The organism is Enterobacter cloacae complex sp. I1M, assembly GCF_014982425.1.
Taxonomy (GTDB): Bacteria; Pseudomonadota; Gammaproteobacteria; order Enterobacterales; family Enterobacteriaceae; genus Enterobacter; species Enterobacter intestinihominis.
The window spans coordinates 42632-60431 of the sequence record NZ_JADCLG010000016.1 but is presented as its reverse complement, the minus strand read 5'-3'; the positions used below and the strand labels follow the sequence as shown (position 1 = coordinate 60431).

Here is a 17800-nt window from a genome sequence, read left to right as displayed (position 1 = left end):
GGAGTCATATGTGATGTCCCGTTCTCTTTCGCAAACTGGCGAAGCGAAGCGCCGCTTCAGCTGGCCGACCGGCACGCCGCAAATCGTGGCGCTGCTGCTGGTGCTGCTGGTGGATAGCCTGGTGGCTCCGCATTTCTTTCAGATCGTCGTGCAGGATGGCCGCCTGTTTGGTAGCCCGATCGACATCTTAAACCGTGCCGCGCCCGTGGCACTGCTGGCGATGGGTATGACGCTGGTCATTGCCACCGGCGGGATCGACCTTTCCGTCGGTGCGGTAATGGCAATTGCGGGCGCCACCGCCGCCTCGATGACCGTCGCCGGGCACAGCCTGCCGGTGGTTCTGCTGGCCGCGCTGGGCTCCGGTGTATTAGCCGGGCTGTGGAACGGCATTCTGGTCGCGGTGCTCAAGATCCAGCCGTTTGTCGCGACGTTGATTTTGATGGTGGCCGGGCGCGGTGTGGCGCAGCTTATCACCTCCGGTCAAATCGTCACCTTTACCTCCCCGAATCTTGCGTGGATTGGCAGCGGTAATTTTCTGTTCTTCCCGACCCCGGTGATCGTCGCGCTGGTGACGCTGGTGGTGTTCTGGCTTTTCACCCGCAAAACGGCGCTCGGGATGTTCATCGAAGCGGTGGGAATTAACATTCGGGCCGCGAAAAACGCCGGGGTAAATACACGGCTGATGGTGATGCTGACCTACGTGCTGAGCGGCGTCTGTGCTGCGATTGCCGGGGTGATTGTGGCGGCCGACATTCGCGGGGCGGATGCCAACAACGCCGGACTCTGGCTGGAGCTTGATGCGATCCTCGCGGTGGTTATCGGCGGTGGGTCGCTGATGGGCGGACGTTTTAATCTGCTGCTCTCGGTGGTGGGGGCGTTAATTATTCAGGGTATGAATACCGGTATTTTGCTCTCCGGGTTCCAGCCGGAGCTTAATCAGGTCGTCAAAGCGGTCGTGGTGCTTATCGTACTTATCGTGCAGTCGCCGCGCTTTATCACTCTCATTAAGGGGTTCCGCGGTCATGATAAAACGTAATTTGCCGTTAATGATCACGCTGGGTGTGTTCGTGCTGGGATACCTTTACTGCCTGACCCAGTTCCCGGGCTTCGCCTCCACGCGGGTGATTTGCAACATCCTGACCGACAACGCCTTTTTAGGCATTATCGCCGTCGGCATGACGTTTGTGATCCTCTCCGGCGGGATCGATCTCTCCGTTGGGTCGGTGATCGCCTTTACCGGCGTTTTCCTTGCCAAGGCGATTGGCTTTTGGGGTATTTCGCCGCTGCTGGCGTTTCCGCTGGTGCTGGTCATGGGCTGCGCGTTCGGCGCCTTTATGGGGCTTTTGATCGACGCGCTGAAAATACCGGCGTTTATCATCACCCTCGCCGGGATGTTCTTCCTGCGCGGCGTGAGCTATCTGGTGTCGGAGGAGTCAATTCCGATTAACCATCCGATCTACGACACGCTCTCCAGCCTGGCGTGGAAAATTCCCGGCGGAGGGCGCCTGAGCGCAATGGGGCTGCTGATGCTGGGCGTGGTGGTTATCGGGATCTTCCTCGCTCACCGTACCCGGTTTGGTAACCAGGTTTATGCCATTGGCGGCAGCGCCACGTCCGCGAACCTGATGGGGATTTCCACGCGCAGCACCACCATCCGCATCTATATGCTTTCGACCGGCCTTGCCACCCTCGCGGGGATTGTGTTTTCGGTATACACCCAGGCAGGCTATGCCCTGGCGGGGGTGGGCGTTGAGCTTGACGCCATTGCCTCGGTGGTGATTGGCGGTACGCTGCTCAGCGGCGGGGTAGGGACGGTGCTCGGTACGCTGTTTGGCGTGGCGATCCAGGGGCTGATTCAGACCTACATCAACTTCGACGGCACGCTCAGCTCCTGGTGGACCAAAATCGCCATCGGTATTCTGCTGTTTATTTTTATCGCGCTCCAGCGCGGCCTGACGGTGCTGTGGGAGAACCGCCAGAGCTCGCCTGTTACCCGTGTGAATACATCTTTAACAGGGCGATAACATGCTGAAATTGCTTAAACTCTAAACATTTTCCGGTAGCGGTCGATACTCTTTTTTTATGCCCAGAAATATCTCGCTACCGGAAATAACATCATGCTTAAAACGCTATCGATTCGTACCGGCTTGCTCTCTTTACTGGCCGTTATGACCCTTCTGCTGCTGATTGTCAGCGGCATTGGCATTTATGCCCTTACGCAAAGTTCCGCTTCTCTCCAGCGCATCAATCATCTTCAGGGTGAACAGATGGTGCAGCTAAATGCCGGCTATACGCTGATCCTGCGCGCGCGTAACGAAGCGGGTCAGGCCGTCCGAATGATGGAGGTCGGCCTGCTGGACGATGCGGCCAGGGCGGTCAAAACCATTAACCAGGAAGTGGCGCTGGCACAGAAAACGCTGAAGGGCGTGATCGGCGGCGGCGTGGCGGATGAGCAGGGGCAAAAGCTGCTGGATAACGTCGCCTCGAGCCTGGCGGTGTACAACCAGCAGGGTATCAGCCCGATGCTGAAAGCCCTGAACGAGCAAAGCGCGGACGGCTATTACGATCTGCTGGAAAGCAAGCTGGTCCCGGTGGCGAAGCAGTTTGATAACGATATGCAGGCGTTCCAGACGTGGAGCGAGGCGCGCGGCAAAGCGGAGGTGAGCGCCGTGCAGGCGAGTAAAACCCGTGTGCTGATCCTGATTATCGTCGCGGCGCTGCTGACGGCAGGCATTATCGTGCTGGCCTGGCTGGTGCTGCGCCATATGCTGCTCAAGCCGCTTTCAGCCTCAATTGCCCAGCTGGAGCACGTAGCGGCCGGGGATTTAACCCACACCCTGAACGCGCCGGCGAGCCAGGAATTTAATCGCCTCAACGCGGTCATCGAAGAGATGCGCCAGTCGCTGATGAATTCCGTTCTGCGGGTGCGTGACGCCAGCTCGCAGATTGATACCGGCAGCCGCGAGCTGACGGCAGGGAACCTGAACCTGGCCCAGCGCACGGAATCCACCGCCACCTCGCTGGAGCAGACGGCCGCCAGCATGGAAGAGATCACCGCCACGGTGAAACTTAACGCCGATAACGCCGGGCAGGCGCACCAGCTGGCGCAGTCGGTCTCCGATACCGCCGATCATGGCAGCGAAATGGTCTGCTACGTCATTGAGAAGATGCGCGACATCGCCGGCAGCTCGGCGCGCATCGCCGATATCCTGAGCGTCATCGACGGCATTGCCTTCCAGACCAATATTCTGGCGCTGAACGCCTCCGTGGAAGCGGCGCGCGCGGGCGAGCAGGGACGGGGTTTTGCGGTCGTGGCGGGTGAGGTGCGCAATCTCGCCAGCCGCAGTGCCGATGCGGCGAAAGAGATCCGCTCGCTGATCAGCGATTCGCAAACCCACGTGAACGAGGGCAGCGAGCTGGCGCAACAGGCCGGTGAGACGATGGACGAGATCGCCACTGAAGTGCTGCGTATGACCAAACTGATGCGAGAAATTGCGACGGCGTCTCAGGAGCAGAGCCGCGGTATTGAGCAGGTTAACATTGCCGTCAATCAGATGGATGAAACGGCGCAACAAAACGCGGCGCTGGTTCAGCAATCCTCTGCGGCAACGCGTTCCCTGGAGGAACAATCGCGCGAGCTGATGGAGGCGATGGCATCCTTCAAACTGACGGCGCAAACGGCATGATAAAAATAGGGGAGCCTGTCGGGCTCCCCTATTTACGCGTTACGCGTCCGGGAATTCGCGGATCATGCGTTCAACGTCTTCAACCATGTGGTCGTTGCCGACAAAGAACGAACGGCGCTGGTGCAGGCTTTCCGGCACGATATCCAGAATACGCTCTTTACCGTCACTCGCTTTGCCGCCTGCCTGTTCGGCCAGGAATGCCATCGGGTTGCACTCGTACAGCAGACGCAGTTTTCCGTCTGGGTGGCTGGCGGTGCTTGGGTAGAGGTAAATACCACCCTTCAGCAGGTTACGGTGGAAATCCGCCACCAGCGAGCCGATATAGCGCGAGGTGTACGGGCGCTGGGTGGCTTTATCCTCTTCCTGGCAGAATTTGATGTACTTCTTCACGCCATTCGGGAATCGGATGTAGTTGCCTTCGTTGATGGAGTAGGTATTGCCCTTCTCCGGGAAGCGCATGCGCTCCTGGCTCAGACAGAAAACGCCCAGCGACGGATCGTAGGTAAAGGCGTGCACGCCGCAGCCGGTGGTGTATACCAGCATGGTGGATGAGCCATACACCACGTAACCGGCAGCAACCTGCTTGCTGCCCGGCTGCAGGAAGTCTTCTTCCGTCACCGGTGTGCCAACCGGGGTGACGCGACGGTAGATGGAGAAAATGGTACCGACAGAAACGTTAACGTCGATGTTGGAGGAGCCGTCCAGCGGATCCATCAGAACAACGTATTTTGCGTGTTCACACCCTTCGAATACGACGATCTCATCTTCTTCTTCAGAGGCGATACCCGCAACGATGTCGCGCGCGCGCAGTGCTGCTTTCAGTTTTTCATTGGCGAACAGGTCGAGTTTCTGCTGAACCTCACCCTGAACGTTCTCGGCACCGCTGGCACCCAGGATATCGACCAGACCGGCCTTGTTGATATCGCGGTGGATGATCTTAGCGCCCAGCTTTATTGCCGACAGCAAAGCAGTGAGCTCACCCGTAGCATGAGAGAACTCGTGCTGCTTTTCGACAATAAATTCACCTAACGTTTTCATAACACTTTCCCTGCATCTTATGTTGAGTAAAGCGGTTGATGTCCAACAATCTTAACAAACATTCAAATATTAGCGCAGAGGTGAATCGCGCCAGCAAAATACGGATTTACCTGAAATGCGTTTCACAGCCGCTGACATGTGAGTAAAATGTGCGCCACATTGAAGAAGGATAGTGACGTATGCGCATTCATATATTGGGGATTTGTGGCACTTTCATGGGCGGACTGGCAATGCTGGCGCGCTCGCTGGGCCATGAAGTGACAGGTTCGGACGCCAATGTGTATCCGCCGATGAGCACGCTGCTGGAGAAGCAGGGGATTTCTCTGATTCAGGGATATGACGCCAGCCAGCTCGAGCCGCAGCCGGATCTGGTGATCGTTGGTAACGCCATGACCCGTGGGAATCCATGCGTTGAAGCGGTGCTGGAACGCAATATCCCGTACATGTCTGGCCCGCAGTGGCTGCATGACTTTGTCCTGCGCGACCGCTGGGTTGTCGCCGTTGCCGGGACGCACGGCAAAACCACCACCGCCGGTATGGCGACCTGGATCCTCGAAGCCTGCGGCTACAAGCCGGGGTTCGTGATCGGCGGCGTGCCGGGGAATTTCGACGTCTCCGCGCGTCTGGGCGACAGCCCGTTCTTTGTGATTGAAGCGGATGAATACGACTGCGCGTTCTTCGACAAGCGCTCCAAGTTCGTGCATTACTGCCCACGCACGCTGATCCTCAACAACCTTGAGTTCGATCACGCGGATATCTTTGACGACCTGAAAGCGATTCAGAAACAGTTCCACCATCTGGTGCGCATTGTTCCGGGTCAGGGCCGCATTATCCTGCCGGAGAACGACATCAACCTGAAGCAGACTATGGCGATGGGGTGCTGGAGCGAGCAGGAGCTGGTTGGCGAGCAGGGGCACTGGCAGGCGAAAAAGCTCAACGCGGATGCTTCCGAATGGGAAGTGCTGCTCGACGGCGAAAAAGTGGGCGAAGTGAAGTGGGGCCTGGTGGGTGAGCACAATATGCACAACGGCCTGATGGCGATCGCCGCGGCGCGTCACGTGGGCGTACTGCCTGCGGATGCCGCCAATGCGCTGGGTTCGTTCATTAACGCCCGCCGCCGTCTGGAGCTGCGTGGTGAAGCGAATGGCGTGACGGTGTACGACGATTTCGCGCACCACCCAACCGCCATTCTGGCGACGCTTGCCGCATTGCGTGGCAAAGTTGGCGGCACCGCGCGCATTCTGGCCGTGCTGGAACCGCGTTCGAACACCATGAAAATGGGGATATGCAAAGACGATCTCGCGCCGTCCTTAGGGCGTGCCGACGAGGTCTTCCTCCTGCAACCGCAGCATATTCCGTGGCAGGTGGCCGAAGTGGCCGACGCCTGCATTCAGCCAGCGCACTGGAGTGCGGACGTGGATGTCTTAGCGGATATGGTGGTGAAAGCCGCACAGCCTGGCGATCACATTCTGGTGATGAGCAACGGCGGGTTTGGTGGGATCCATCAGAAGCTGCTGGACGGTCTGGCGAAGAAAGCCGCGGCCGCAGAGTAAAAAAGGCCCGGTGGCGTTAGCGCTTACCGGGCCTACATTATCTCTTCTCCCTCTCCCCTTTGGGGAGAGGGCTGGGGTGAGGGGGTTACTCTTCGTTCTCAGACAGCTCGCGCAGATACTGGAAAATCAGACGCGCAGACTTCGGCGGCTTATTCCCTTCTTTCTCTTTCTTCGCGTTACGGATCAAAGAACGCAGCTGCTGGCGGTCGGCATTCGGCCACAGGTTCAGCACTTCAGGTACCGCGTCATCACCTTGCTCGATCAGACGGTCGCGGATCTGCTCCAGCTTATGGAACAGCGCAACCTGCTGGTTGTGGCGGTTCTTAAGTTTATCCAGCGCCTGACGGATCGGCTCAACATCGCGCTGACGCAGCAGTTTCCCGATAAGCTGAAGCTGGCGGCGACGCCCTTCTTTCTTGATTTTCTGTGCCAGTTCAATGGCATCACGCAGATCCTGGTCGAGCGGGATCTTATCCAGCGCGTTCTTACCCAGTTCTACCATTTCTGCGCCAAGCTGTTTTAACTCTTCGGCGTCACGTTTAATTTCACTTTTACTGACCCAGATGATCTCATCATCTTCGTCTTCGATGTCATCACCGGGAACGTCGTCGAGCCAGTCTTCGGGCTGCTTAGTCATGTCAGGCTCCTTAAAAAAAGAGGCTAATGTTACCAGTTAAGACGCGCACTGAAAAACGGTTCTCTGTTAGACTTCACTTAACTCTCTCTTACAGTATGGCATTTGCGATGAAAGTAACCTCACAAGTTGAAGCGCAGCGTAAGATCCTGGAAGAAGCCGTCTCCACCGCGCTGATGCTCGCTTCAGGTAAATCAGATGGCGCCGAAGTGGCGGTCAGCAAAACCACCGGTATTAGCGTGAGCACCCGCTATGGCGAAGTGGAGAATGTAGAATTTAACAGCGATGGCGCGCTGGGGATCACGGTGTATCACCAGAATCGCAAAGGCAGCGCGTCGTCTACCGATCTCAGCCCGGATGCTATCGCCCGTACAGTACAGGCGGCGCTGGATATCGCGCGGTACACCTCCCCGGATCCTTACGCTGGCGTGGCTGATAAAGAGCTGCTGGCGTTTGACGCGCCGGATCTCGATCTGTTCCATCCGGCGGAAGTGACCCCGGATGAAGCCATTGAGCTGGCCTCGCGCGCCGAGCAGGCGTCTTTGCAGGCTGACAAACGCATCACCAATACCGAAGGCGGCAGCTTTAACAGCCACTACGGCATCAAAGTGTTTGGTAACTCCCATGGCATGTTGCAGGGGTACTGCTCAACCCGCCACTCGCTTTCCAGCTGCGTGATCGCCGAAGAGAACGGCGATATGGAGCGTGATTACGCGTATACCATTGGCCGCGCGCTGGGGGATTTGCAGTCTCCGGAGTGGGTGGGAAAAGAGTGCGCCGAACGCACGCTGTCACGCCTCTCGCCGCGTAAACTCTCCACCATGAAAGCCCCGGTCATTTTTGCCAACGAAGTGGCAACCGGTCTGTTTGGTCATCTGGTGGGGGCGATTGCGGGTGGTTCGGTGTACCGTAAATCGACCTTCCTGCTCGACTCGCTGGGCAAGCAGATCCTGCCGGAATGGCTGACCATCGAAGAGCACCCACACCTGCTGAAAGGGCTGGCCTCCACGCCGTTCGACAGCGAAGGCGTGCGCACGGAGCGCCGGGATATCGTTAAAGACGGCATTCTGACCCAGTGGCTGCTGACCAACTACTCCGCGCGTAAGCTGGGGCTGAAAAGCACCGGGCACGCGGGCGGCATTCATAACTGGCGCATTGCCGGACAGGGCCTGAATTTTGAACAGATGCTGAAAGAGATGGGCACCGGTCTGGTGGTCACCGAGCTGATGGGGCAGGGCGTGAGCGGTATCACCGGCGACTACTCTCGCGGCGCAGCGGGCTTCTGGGTGGAAAACGGTGAAATTCAGTATCCGGTGAGCGAAATCACCATCGCCGGCAACCTCAAGGACATGTGGCGCAGTATTGTTACGGTCGGTAACGATATTGAAACACGCAGCAATATTCAGTGTGGTTCTGTATTACTGCCGGAGATGAAAATCGCCGGGCAATAATCCCCGTAAAAGCGTGATTTATAATAAAAAAGGAAGTGAGCAATGCGTAAACACCTGTTAGCGATCGTCGCGGCTTCAACGCTGGTTCTTGGCTCATCTGCGTTTGCTGCCGATCTTGAAGACAACATGGACATCCTCAGTCAAAACCTGAAGGTGGTGCAGAAAACCGACGATGCGGCGGAGATGAAAGACGCACTGACCAAAATGCGTGAAGCGGCGCTGGATGCGCAAAAAGCGACGCCGCCGAAGCTGGAAAGCAAAGCGGCGGACAGCGCCGAGATGAAAGACTACCGCCACGGTTTTGACGTGCTGGTCGGCCAGATCGACGGCGCGCTGAAGCTGGCGAACGAAGGCAAAGTGAAGGAAGCCCAGGCGGCAGCCGACCAGTTTGCGGCGACCCGCAACGCGTATCACAAAAAGTATCGTTGATAGTCTGGATGAGCGGGGCGCGTTAAGCATCCCCGCTCACACTCTTCTCCCTCCCCATAAGAAAACCTTATCCACGTCACATTTCTACGAGCCTGCTCGTAATCTTTTCCACTCCGCTTACCTGTTTAGTGCCGCGTAATAGCGTGATATTCATCACGTAAATCCAGCGATTATTCCAGATTCACCGCATTTATGTGGCACAGATCACTGCCGCGGCTCGCCTTTCCACTTCGAAGTGGAAAACAACTCGCTACAAACAACGCCCCCTCGACGTTAGTTTTATTCCAGAGCCATTAACGGGGTAAGACGAGTGATTAACGGAGCGGTAATGAACGACGTTGGGGAACAGGCGGTGCAAACAGAACAGCTCGCGAACACCATGCTTCAGCAGGTCTACGCCCTGCTGGCCCGGCACAACATCATCCCCAACGCGGTACAGGAGCAGATGCTGACCTCCCACGTTCGCGCAATGGCGCACCGGTCCGTGACCGGCGAGCCGCTGCCGGAGGTTGAAGCAGAGCTGTTCGACGAAATTTCACCAGATTCAATGCAACTTGCCCGTGAAGTGGTAGCGCAGTTTGGCAATCTTCCTGATGAAGAAGCCTGGCTGCTCTCCGTTCACTTCGAAGTCGCGAAAGACAACCTTTAAGGAGCAACACATGGAACAGATTACAGTCGTGATTGGCGATCGCCTGGGTAAAGGTCAGAAAGTGGCTGCGGGTGTGGAAAAAGCCGGCGGACGCGCGGTTGTCGTACCGGGCATGGCAGCGGATATGAAGCTCGGTGACGTGATGAAAGCAGAAAACGCCACCTTCGGGATCTCGTTCTGCGGCAGCGGCGGCGCGGGTGCCATCACCGCCCAGACCAAATACGGCTACAAGGCCAAATACGGCATGCGCTCCGTGGATGAGGGGGTGACCGCTATCAACGAAGGCTGCAACGTGCTGGGCTTTGGCTTTATGGATAAAGAAGAGCTGGGCGAGCGTCTGGTACAGGCGTGGCAGAAGAAATACGGCGCATAAGCATGAAAGAACAGTTCACAACCACGGTGAGAGTGAAGGGGAAGGGCGATGCCAAAGCGCGCGCCTTTGCCGACGCGCTCAACCACGTTCAGGCCGCGGTGATGAAAGCCTCACCGCATATCTTACTGCGTATTGAGCCACAGGATGTGCAGGTCGTTCAGGCGCAAGAAGCGGTGCGTAAAGAAGCGTTTCTGTTCTTCTTTCTGCGCCGGGAAAGACGCACCTACAGCGTGGAGCTGGATGTGACCGTCAACGTGACAGCCATCAATCTAGACCAGGTGGATTTCGTCACGCAACGCTGATTATTCATAAAAGGGCAGACTGATGTTCTTAATTATATTAATAAAATCGCTCATCATTGGCGGCCTGGTTGGCGTCGGTGTTGGAGCCGGGGCTGCACGCATGTTTCATGCGCCTACCACTCAGGGTATGGGCGCGTTTCGTACATTGGGGGAACTGAACTCCTGTGAAGGGGATCCGGCGTCCCACTTCTCCTTTGGGTTAGGTTTCTTCTTTAACGCCTGGGCCTCTTCCGTGGCCGCAGGTGCCTTCACACAGGACGTTGACCACCGCATCATCCCGAACTGGGGTGCTGCTGCACTGATGATCAAAAACCGTAACGTCGGTGAAACGCTGCATGACCCGCGCAAAATGGCGATTGCCTGCGGCATTATCGGCATGATTGTCGTGACCTTCCTTAACCTGACCGCCTCCTCCGTTCCGGCTGCGCTTCAGGTCACCGCCGTGAAGGTGCTGGTGCCTGCCGCGAACCTGCTGGTCAACACCGTGATGCCGGTGATCTTCTGGCTGGCAGCCATCGACGCGGGTAAAAAATCGGGCTTCTGGGCCACCATCTTTGGCGGCGCAGCGCAGCTGATCATGGGTAACGCCGTGCCGGGTCTGGTGCTGGGGATCCTGATCGGTAAAGGCGTGGAAGAGAGCGGCTGGAACCACGTCACCAAAGTGATGATGGCGGCGATCGTCCTGCTGTTTGTGCTGAGCGGCTTCTTCCGCGGCTTCGACATGAAGATGATCGAATCCTTCCATCTGACCGTGCCGAACTGGCTCGACATGATCCACAACTCGCTCAGCGGTAAATAACAGGAGCCTCTAAATGGAACAGAATAAAGGTTTTTGGTATGCCGACTGGTCGTTCCCGATCTTCGTTGGCCTGCTCTCCTCCGGCGTCTTCGCCGGGACGCACATGTACTACCTCTACGGTATCGGCGCGTTTAACGAAGTGGCCTTCGTGGCAATGCTGAAAGCGGGAATCGATACCGGCGTTTACGGCGCGGTGGCGGCGTTCGGCGCAAGCTTCCTGTTCGCCCGTATCATCGAAGGGTCGCTGGTCGGGATTCTCGACATCGGCGGGGCGATCCAGACCGGCGTGGGCCTCGGCGTACCGGCGCTGCTGCTGGGCGCGGGGATCATGTTCCCGGTGACCAACTTTATTGCCTCGCTGATTACCGGCCTGGTGATTGGTCTGGCGATTGGCTACGTCATCATCCTGGCGCGTAAGTTCACCATCAACCAGAGTAACTCCACCTACGGTGCAGACGTGATGATGGGCGCGGGTAACGCCTCCGGCCGCTTCCTCGGGCCGTTGATTATCCTCAGCGCCATGACCGCCTCCATTCCAATCGGCGTCGGTTCCCTGGTGGGCGCGCTGCTGTTCTACATCTGGCAGAAGCCGATTACCGGTGGCGCCATCCTCGGCGCAATGATTTTGGGCTGGCTGTTCCCGGTCGCCCTTTAATACCTGCGGGCGCTTCGGTGCCCGCCTTATCAGGAGAACCCCATGTTTGATCTACTCCTGCGCCGTGCGCGCCTCGCCGACGATACCCTGACCGATATCGCCATTCAGGACGGGAAGATCGCCGCGACAGGCCAAATTGACGCTCCCGCTCGTAAAACGGTTGAGCTTAACGGTGACGTGTTCGTCAGCGCGGGCTGGATTGACTCCCACGTCCACTGCTACCCGAACTCCCCAATTTACCACGACGAGCCGGACAGCGTGGGCATTGCCACCGGCGTCACCACCGTGGTGGACGCGGGCAGTACCGGGTCCGACGACGTGGATGATTTTTACGCCATCACCCGCAAAGCATCCACCGAGGTGTTTGCCCTGCTGAACATCTCCCGCGTGGGGCTGATTGCCCAGAACGAGCTGGCCAATATGGCCAATATTGATGCTGATGCGGTGAAGCTGGCGGTGACGCGCTACCCGGATTTTATCGTCGGCCTGAAGGCGCGCATGAGCAGCAGCGTGGTCGGTGAAAACGGCATTACCCCGCTGGAGCGCGCGAAAGCGATTCAGAAAGAGAACGGCGACCTGCCGCTGATGGTGCACATCGGCAACAACCCGCCGAACCTCGATGAGATTGCCGAGCTGTTAAGCTCCGGCGACATCATTACCCACTGCTACAACGGCAAGCCCAACCGCATTCTGACGCCCTCCGGCGAGCTGCGCGCCTCCATTACGTCTGCGCTGAAGCGCGGCGTGCGTCTGGACGTCGGCCACGGCACGGCGAGCTTCAGCTTTGAGGTGGCGAAACGCGCCATCGCGATGGGCATTCTGCCGCACACCATCAGCTCGGATATCTACTGCCGCAACCGCATCAACGGCCCGGTCGGCTCGCTGGCCAGCGTGATGTCGAAATTCCTCGCCATCGGCATGTCATTGCCGCAGGTGATTGACTGCGTCACCGCCAACGCCGCAGACGGCCTGCGCCTGACGCGCAAAGGCCGCATTCAGCCTGGTCTCGACGCTGACCTGACGCTGTTCACCCTTAAACGCCAGCCGACGGTGCTGACGGATGCTGAAAACGACAGCCTGCAGGCTGAACACATTCTGGTGCCGCTTGCCGCGATCCGCGCGGGCAAGGGCTACATGACCGAACAAGGGAGCACGGAACATGCCTTCGATTTATGAGAAGTACAACTTAAAGCAGGTTATCAACACCTCTGGCCGCATGACGGCGCTGGGTGTCTCCACGCCGCGCCCGGAAGTGGTGCAGGCGGCGATGGACGGCATGAATCACTACTTCGAGATAAAGGATCTGGTCAATAAAACCGGCGAATACATCGCGAAGCTGCTGGAGGTGGAAGGCGCAACGGTGGTCTCCTGCGCGTCGGCGGGCATTGCCCAGTCCGTGGCGGCGGTACTGGTGAAAGACAGCGACTGGCTGCTGGAAAACCTGCACGTCACACCGATTGAGAACAACGAGATCGTCCTGCCGAAAGGCCACAACGTGAACTTTGGCGCGCCGGTAGGCACCATGGTAGCGCTGGGCGGCGGCAGGCTGGTGGAAGCGGGCTACGCCAACGAATGCTCTGCCGATCAGCTGGCGGCAGCGATCACCCCGCGTACAGCGGCTATCCTCTACATTAAATCGCACCACTGCGTACAGAAAAGCATGCTCAGCGTCGAGCAGGCGGCGGTGGTGGCGCGTAAACACGACCTGCCGCTGATCGTTGATGCCGCGGCGGAAGAAGATCTGCATACCTATTACCGCTCCGGCGCGGACCTGGTGATCTACAGCGGCGCGAAGGCGATTGAAGGCCCAACCAGCGGCCTGGTGATCGGCAAAACCCAGTACGTTGAGTGGGTGAAGCGCCAGACGGCGGGCATTGGCCGCGCGATGAAGGTGGGCAAAGAGGGGATCCTCGGCCTGACCTGCGCCATCGAACACTACCTGACGGCCACCAGGGAGAGCGGGGCCGAGATGGTGGCGAAAATGACGCCGTTTATTGACGCGCTCAACACCCTGAACGGCGTCACCGCCCGCGTGGTCTGGGACAGCGCGGGTCGCGATATCGCGCGCACCGAGATTAAGTTTGACGAAGCGACCACCGGCGTCGGCACCGGTGAACTGGTGAACGCGCTCAAGCAGGGCGAATACGCCATTTACTTCCGTGGCTATAAAGCTAACGAAGGGATTATCGAAGCGGATGTGCGCAGCGTGAATGCTGATCAGCTGAACATCGTGTACCGCCGTATTAGCGAAGTATTAGGACAGGAGAAAAACGCATGAAACTGACCCCCAACTTTTACCGTGACCGCGTCTGCCTTAACGTGCTGGCAGGATCGAAAGCCAACGCCAGCGCCATTTACGAGGCGGCGGAAGGTCATGTGCTGGTGGGCGTGCTCTCCAAAAATTACCCCGACGTGGCGAGCGCCGTCGCGGATATGCGCGAGTACGCGGCACTGATTGATAACGCGCTATCTGTGGGGCTGGGCGCAGGCGATCCGAACCAGTCGGCGATGGTGAGTGAAATCTCCCGCCAGGTACAGCCGCAGCACGTCAATCAGGTCTTTACCGGCGTGGCCGCCAGCCGCGCGCTGCTGGGGCAGAATGAGTCGGTGGTCAATGGCCTGGTCTCCCCGACCGGTACCGTCGGCATGGTTAAAATTTCCACCGGCCCGCTGAGCAGCAACGCGCCGGACGGCATTGTGCCGGTTGAAACCGCTATCGCCCTGCTGAAAGATTTTGGCGGAAGCTCAATCAAGTACTTCCCGATGGGCGGCCTCAAGTGCCGTGACGAGTATAAAGCGGTGGCGGAAGCTTGCGCCCGTCACGACTTCTGGCTGGAGCCGACCGGGGGAATCGATCTGGAGAACTTTGAGGAGATCCTACAGATCGCCCTGGACGCGGGCGTGAGCAAAATCATCCCGCATATCTACAGCTCGATTATCGACAAAGCCAGCGGCGACACGCGTCCGGAAGATGTGCGTACGCTGCTGGCGATGACGAAGAAGCTGGTGAAGTAGAACCTGCCCTTCACCCAGCCCTCTCCCCAAAGGGGAGAGGGTGTAATCGTCCCCTCTCCCCTTTGGGGAGAGGGTTAGGGTGAGGGGAAACACACCGCACACACCCGAAGGAGCCACCATGCACACCCGTACCCTGCTTGTCGCTTCACTCTCAATGCTCGCCACCGCCGCTGTCGCCCAGACGCAATACGCCTGGGTGGGTACCTATAATCCCAACGGCGAAGGACTGTACCGTTTTACCGTCGACCCGCAAACCGGCGCGCTAGATAACAAAACGCTGGTGAGCCAACTCCCGAACGCTGCGCAGCTTACCGTCTCGCACGACGGCAAAACGCTCTACCTGGCAAGCGAGGTGGAGCAGGGCGTGGTGCAGGCGTTGCGAATAGGCGATAACGGCGCGCTGAGCGAGCTGAATCAGGTGGCCTCCGGCGGCGCGGGGCCGGTGTATCTTTCCCTGACGCCGAACGGCAAACATTTGCTGGTGGCGAACTACGTCAGCGGATCGATCGCGGTGCTGCCCGTTAACGCAGACGGCAGCCTGGGCGATGCTACGGACACCCATCAGGACAAAGGCGAACCGGGCGCGGCGAAGCCGGAAGCTGCCGTCGAGGGCAGTTTCGCCATCAGCGATCATAACGGCCCTCACGCGCACATGATCGCCGCCGATCCGAGCGGGAAATACGTTTTTTCCACCGATCTGGGGCTGGATCGCATCTATCAGTACCGTTTTGACGATCGAACCGGAAAGCTGACCCCGAACGATCCGCCGTTTATAAGCGCCTCCTCAAAAGGGGCCGGGCCGCGCCATTTCGTCTTTACGCCGAAGGGGGATGCCCTGTGGCTGATTAACGAAGAAGCCTCTACGCTCACCCATTATGCGCTGGACAGCAACGGCAGGCTGAAAGAGGGTAAAACGGTTTCAGCCTTGCCGGACGGTTATAAAGGCACCAGTTTTGCTGCCGGGCTGGCGCTAAGCGCCGACGGGAAACAGCTGTATGTCGCTAACCGTTTGCATAACAGCATCGGGCACTTTACCGTAACGGCGGAGGGCACGCTGACGCATCAGGACGATGTCTGGACGCGAGGCGACTATCCGCGCACCCTGACGCTTGATAAGCAGGGGCGCTGGCTGTACGTCATGAACCAGCGCAGCGACAACATTACCCGTTTCCGCGTGGCGCCGGACGGCAAGCTGAGCGCCGAGTCAGACTATACCCCGGTCGGCAGCCCATCCCAGATGGTCATTTCACCCTGAGCAGTAAGAGGACAACGACGTGCGATTTCCGAACCAACGTTTAGCACAACTTTTCGATCTGTTGCAAAACGAGACGCTGCCGCAGGACGAGCTGGCGCAGCGGCTGTCGGTCTCCACGCGAACCGTCCGGGCGGATATCACCGCCCTGAACGCGCTGCTGGCCAGCCACGGCGCGCAGTTCATTTTGAGCCGGGGCAACGGCTATCAGCTCAAAATCAATGATGTGGTGCGCTATCAACAATTGCAGTCGTCCCACCCGCGCGCGCTGCGTATTCCGCGAACCGGACCGGAGCGTGTGCACTATCTGGTGGTGCGTTTTCTGACGTCAGCCTTTTCCCTTAAGCTGGAGGATCTGGCAGATGAGTGGTTCGTCAGCCGGGCCACGCTGCAAAGCGACATGGTGGAAGTACGCGAGTGGTTTCACCGTTACAACCTGACGCTGGAAACCCGCCCGCGCCACGGCATGAAGCTGTTTGGCAGCGAGATGGCGATCCGCGCCTGCCTGACCGACCTCCTGTGGGAGCTGGCGCAGCAGGATAGCCTTAACCCGCTGGTGACCGACGTGGCGCTCAACGCGGGCGTGGCGGAAAAGATGGTCCCTGTCCTGCACGACGCGCTGACGCGCCATCACATTCGCCTGACCGATGAAGGCGAGCTGTTCCTGCGCCTGTACTGCGCGGTGTCGGTACGGCGCATCAGCGAGGGGTATCCGCTGCCGGAATTCCACGCTGAAGACGTGGAAGAGAACGTACGCGAGGCGGCGAAAGATATCGCCGTGGCTATCCAGGAGCTGGCGGGCAAGGCGCTTTCACCATCGGAAGAGAGCTGGCTGTGCGTGCACATTGCGGCGCGGCAGATCCAGGAGATCGCCCCCAGCGCCATTAATGCTGACGACGACGAAGCCCTGGTCAACTATATCCTGCGCTACATCAACACCCACTATAACTACAACCTGTTGAGCGACGAGCAACTGCATGCAGATCTGCTCACGCACATCAAAACCATGATTACCCGCGTGCGGTATCAAATCATGATCCCCAATCCGCTGCTGGATAACATCAAGCAGCACTACCCGATGGCGTGGGATATGACCCTCGCGGCGGTGTCGAGCTGGGGCAAATACACGCCGTATGTGATCAGCGAAAACGAAATTGGTTTTCTGGTGCTGCATATCGGTGTCGGTCTGGAGCGCCACTACAACATCGGCTACCAGCGTCAGCCGCGCGTGCTGCTGGTATGTGACGCTGGTAACGCGATGGTGCGCATGATCGAGGCGGTGCTTCAGCGCAAATACCCGCAGATTGAGGTGACGCGCACGCTCACCCTGCGCGAGTACGAACTTGCCGATGCCATCGGCGAAGACTTCGTGATCTCCACCGCTCGCGTGAGCGAAAAATCCAAACCGGTGGTGATAATCGCCCCGTTCCCGACCGATTATCAGTTAGAGCAGATCGGCAAGCTGGTGCTGGTGGACCGTACCCGCCCGTGGATGCTGGAGAAATACTTCGACGCGGCCCATTTCCGCATTCTCGACAAGCCTGTCGACCAGCAAACGCTGTTCCGCGAACTGTGTGGGCAGCTTGAAAGCGAAGGCTTTGTCGGCGCGGAATTTCTGGAATCGGTTATCGAGCGTGAAGCTATCGTCAGCACTATGCTCGGCGACGGCATCGCGCTGCCGCACTCCCTCGGCCTGCTGGCGCAAAAAACGGTGGTCTACACCGTGCTGGCGCCGCAGGGCATTCAGTGGGGAGATGAAACTGCCCATGTCATTTTTCTGCTCGCCATCAGCAAAAGCGAGTACGAAGAGGCAATGGCGATTTACGATATTTTTGTCACTTTCCTGCGTGAACGCGCGATGGCGCGCCTGTGCCAGTGCGAGGATTTTGCGGCGTTTAAGGCTGAGGCAATGGAGAGTGTGAGTCGGTTTTGACGTTCAGGCGGACAGCGGATATCCGCCTTCA

18 protein-coding genes are annotated in these 17800 nt (G+C 58.4%); 16 read left to right on the top strand and 2 right to left on the bottom strand.

From position 1 onward, the window contains the following. Window positions 1–10: 10 nt before the first annotated feature. The 3 genes from ytfT (at window position 11) to INF86_RS09965 (ending at window position 3686) form a co-directional block, all read left to right on the top strand. On the top strand, window positions 11–1036 hold the full coding sequence (ytfT, locus tag INF86_RS09975; RefSeq protein WP_161177600.1) for a galactofuranose ABC transporter, ATP-binding protein YtfT: 1026 nt from the start codon (window positions 11–13) through the stop codon (window positions 1034–1036). Continuing rightward, window positions 1023–2024 (top strand): galactofuranose ABC transporter, permease protein YjfF, encoded by a 1002-nt coding sequence (yjfF, locus tag INF86_RS09970; RefSeq protein WP_022646856.1) that lies wholly within the window; start codon window positions 1023–1025, stop codon window positions 2022–2024. Before ytfT ends, yjfF begins: the two co-directional genes overlap by 14 nt. A 93-nt stretch (window positions 2025–2117) precedes the next feature. After that, complete coding sequence (locus INF86_RS09965) at window positions 2118–3686, top strand: methyl-accepting chemotaxis protein (protein WP_045307825.1); 1569 nt, start codon at window positions 2118–2120, stop codon at window positions 3684–3686. Window positions 3687–3725: 39 nt separating this feature from the next. Here the strand turns inward: INF86_RS09965 and fbp are convergent, their stop codons facing one another. Further along, complete coding sequence (fbp, locus tag INF86_RS09960) at window positions 3726–4724, bottom strand: class 1 fructose-bisphosphatase (RefSeq protein WP_022646858.1); 999 nt, start codon at window positions 4722–4724, stop codon at window positions 3726–3728. A 179-nt stretch (window positions 4725–4903) separates the two neighbouring features. On the opposite strand from fbp, the gene mpl reads away from it, so the two are divergent. Next, the gene (gene mpl, locus INF86_RS09955) at window positions 4904–6277 is read left to right on the top strand and encodes a UDP-N-acetylmuramate:L-alanyl-gamma-D-glutamyl-meso-diaminopimelate ligase (RefSeq protein WP_022646859.1); all 1374 of its coding nucleotides are present in this window, start codon (window positions 4904–4906) and stop codon (window positions 6275–6277) included. 85 nt (window positions 6278–6362) lie between these two features. Here mpl and yjgA read toward each other — a convergent pair whose 3' ends face one another. After that, complete coding sequence (yjgA, locus tag INF86_RS09950) at window positions 6363–6914, bottom strand: ribosome biogenesis factor YjgA (protein ID WP_003856072.1); 552 nt, start codon at window positions 6912–6914, stop codon at window positions 6363–6365. A gap of 95 nt (window positions 6915–7009) precedes the next feature. Here yjgA and pmbA point away from each other — a divergent pair, with 95 nt between their 5' ends. The 12 genes from pmbA (at window position 7010) to INF86_RS09890 (ending at window position 17769) form a co-directional block, all read left to right on the top strand. Continuing rightward, window positions 7010–8362 (top strand): metalloprotease PmbA, encoded by a 1353-nt coding sequence (pmbA, locus tag INF86_RS09945; protein WP_193543476.1) that lies wholly within the window; start codon window positions 7010–7012, stop codon window positions 8360–8362. A 42-nt stretch (window positions 8363–8404) separates the two neighbouring features. Continuing rightward, window positions 8405–8791: a cytochrome b562 gene (gene cybC / locus INF86_RS09940; protein WP_022646861.1), complete on the top strand. Its 387-nt coding sequence runs from the start codon at window positions 8405–8407 to the stop codon at window positions 8789–8791. Between the two features lie 310 nt (window positions 8792–9101). Then, the gene (locus tag INF86_RS09935; protein ID WP_026080657.1) at window positions 9102–9440 is read left to right on the top strand and encodes a PRD domain-containing protein; all 339 of its coding nucleotides are present in this window, start codon (window positions 9102–9104) and stop codon (window positions 9438–9440) included. Between the two features lie 10 nt (window positions 9441–9450). After that, window positions 9451–9813, top strand: coding sequence for an SFCGS family glycine-rich protein (locus INF86_RS09930; protein ID WP_006810339.1), 363 nt, complete (start codon window positions 9451–9453; stop codon window positions 9811–9813). Between the two features lie 2 nt (window positions 9814–9815). Further along, the gene (locus tag INF86_RS09925) at window positions 9816–10115 is read left to right on the top strand and encodes a DUF4312 family protein (protein WP_006810338.1); all 300 of its coding nucleotides are present in this window, start codon (window positions 9816–9818) and stop codon (window positions 10113–10115) included. Between the two features lie 22 nt (window positions 10116–10137). Continuing rightward, window positions 10138–10914: a DUF4311 domain-containing protein gene (locus INF86_RS09920; RefSeq protein ID WP_006810337.1), complete on the top strand. Its 777-nt coding sequence runs from the start codon at window positions 10138–10140 to the stop codon at window positions 10912–10914. A gap of 13 nt (window positions 10915–10927) precedes the next feature. Continuing rightward, the gene (locus INF86_RS09915; protein WP_003856081.1) at window positions 10928–11569 is read left to right on the top strand and encodes a DUF4310 family protein; all 642 of its coding nucleotides are present in this window, start codon (window positions 10928–10930) and stop codon (window positions 11567–11569) included. Between the two features lie 42 nt (window positions 11570–11611). After that, window positions 11612–12745: an amidohydrolase/deacetylase family metallohydrolase gene (locus INF86_RS09910; RefSeq protein WP_193543475.1), complete on the top strand. Its 1134-nt coding sequence runs from the start codon at window positions 11612–11614 to the stop codon at window positions 12743–12745. Continuing rightward, window positions 12729–13847: a DgaE family pyridoxal phosphate-dependent ammonia lyase gene (locus tag INF86_RS09905; RefSeq protein WP_045307826.1), complete on the top strand. Its 1119-nt coding sequence runs from the start codon at window positions 12729–12731 to the stop codon at window positions 13845–13847. Before INF86_RS09910 ends, INF86_RS09905 begins: the two co-directional genes overlap by 17 nt. Next, window positions 13844–14584: a KDGP aldolase family protein gene (locus tag INF86_RS09900; protein ID WP_022646864.1), complete on the top strand. Its 741-nt coding sequence runs from the start codon at window positions 13844–13846 to the stop codon at window positions 14582–14584. The genes INF86_RS09905 and INF86_RS09900 overlap by 4 nt, the downstream gene beginning before the upstream one ends. 118 nt (window positions 14585–14702) lie before the next feature. After that, on the top strand, window positions 14703–15839 hold the full coding sequence (locus tag INF86_RS09895; protein WP_063163214.1) for a lactonase family protein: 1137 nt from the start codon (window positions 14703–14705) through the stop codon (window positions 15837–15839). Between the two features lie 19 nt (window positions 15840–15858). Beyond that, entirely contained in the window at window positions 15859–17769 is a 1911-nt protein-coding gene (locus tag INF86_RS09890) for a transcription antiterminator (RefSeq protein WP_023305322.1), read from the top strand. Window positions 17770–17800 lie beyond the last annotated feature (31 nt).

Coding starts and splice junctions, on each gene's coding strand:
- INF86_RS09895 (WP_063163214.1), top strand. CDS start 14,703: ATGCACACCCGTACCCTGCTTGTCGCTTCACTCTCAATGCTCGCCACC.
- pmbA (WP_193543476.1), top strand. CDS start 7,010: ATGGCATTTGCGATGAAAGTAACCTCACAAGTTGAAGCGCAGCGTAAG.
- INF86_RS09905 (WP_045307826.1), top strand. CDS start 12,729: ATGCCTTCGATTTATGAGAAGTACAACTTAAAGCAGGTTATCAACACC.
- yjgA (WP_003856072.1), bottom strand. CDS start 6,914: ATGACTAAGCAGCCCGAAGACTGGCTCGACGACGTTCCCGGTGATGAC.
- INF86_RS09910 (WP_193543475.1), top strand. CDS start 11,612: ATGTTTGATCTACTCCTGCGCCGTGCGCGCCTCGCCGACGATACCCTG.
- yjfF (WP_022646856.1), top strand. CDS start 1,023: ATGATAAAACGTAATTTGCCGTTAATGATCACGCTGGGTGTGTTCGTG.
- mpl (WP_022646859.1), top strand. CDS start 4,904: ATGCGCATTCATATATTGGGGATTTGTGGCACTTTCATGGGCGGACTG.
- INF86_RS09965 (WP_045307825.1), top strand. CDS start 2,118: ATGCTTAAAACGCTATCGATTCGTACCGGCTTGCTCTCTTTACTGGCC.
- INF86_RS09915 (WP_003856081.1), top strand. CDS start 10,928: ATGGAACAGAATAAAGGTTTTTGGTATGCCGACTGGTCGTTCCCGATC.
- INF86_RS09900 (WP_022646864.1), top strand. CDS start 13,844: ATGAAACTGACCCCCAACTTTTACCGTGACCGCGTCTGCCTTAACGTG.
- INF86_RS09920 (WP_006810337.1), top strand. CDS start 10,138: ATGTTCTTAATTATATTAATAAAATCGCTCATCATTGGCGGCCTGGTT.
- INF86_RS09925 (WP_006810338.1), top strand. CDS start 9,816: ATGAAAGAACAGTTCACAACCACGGTGAGAGTGAAGGGGAAGGGCGAT.
- cybC (WP_022646861.1), top strand. CDS start 8,405: ATGCGTAAACACCTGTTAGCGATCGTCGCGGCTTCAACGCTGGTTCTT.
- fbp (WP_022646858.1), bottom strand. CDS start 4,724: ATGAAAACGTTAGGTGAATTTATTGTCGAAAAGCAGCACGAGTTCTCT.
- INF86_RS09930 (WP_006810339.1), top strand. CDS start 9,451: ATGGAACAGATTACAGTCGTGATTGGCGATCGCCTGGGTAAAGGTCAG.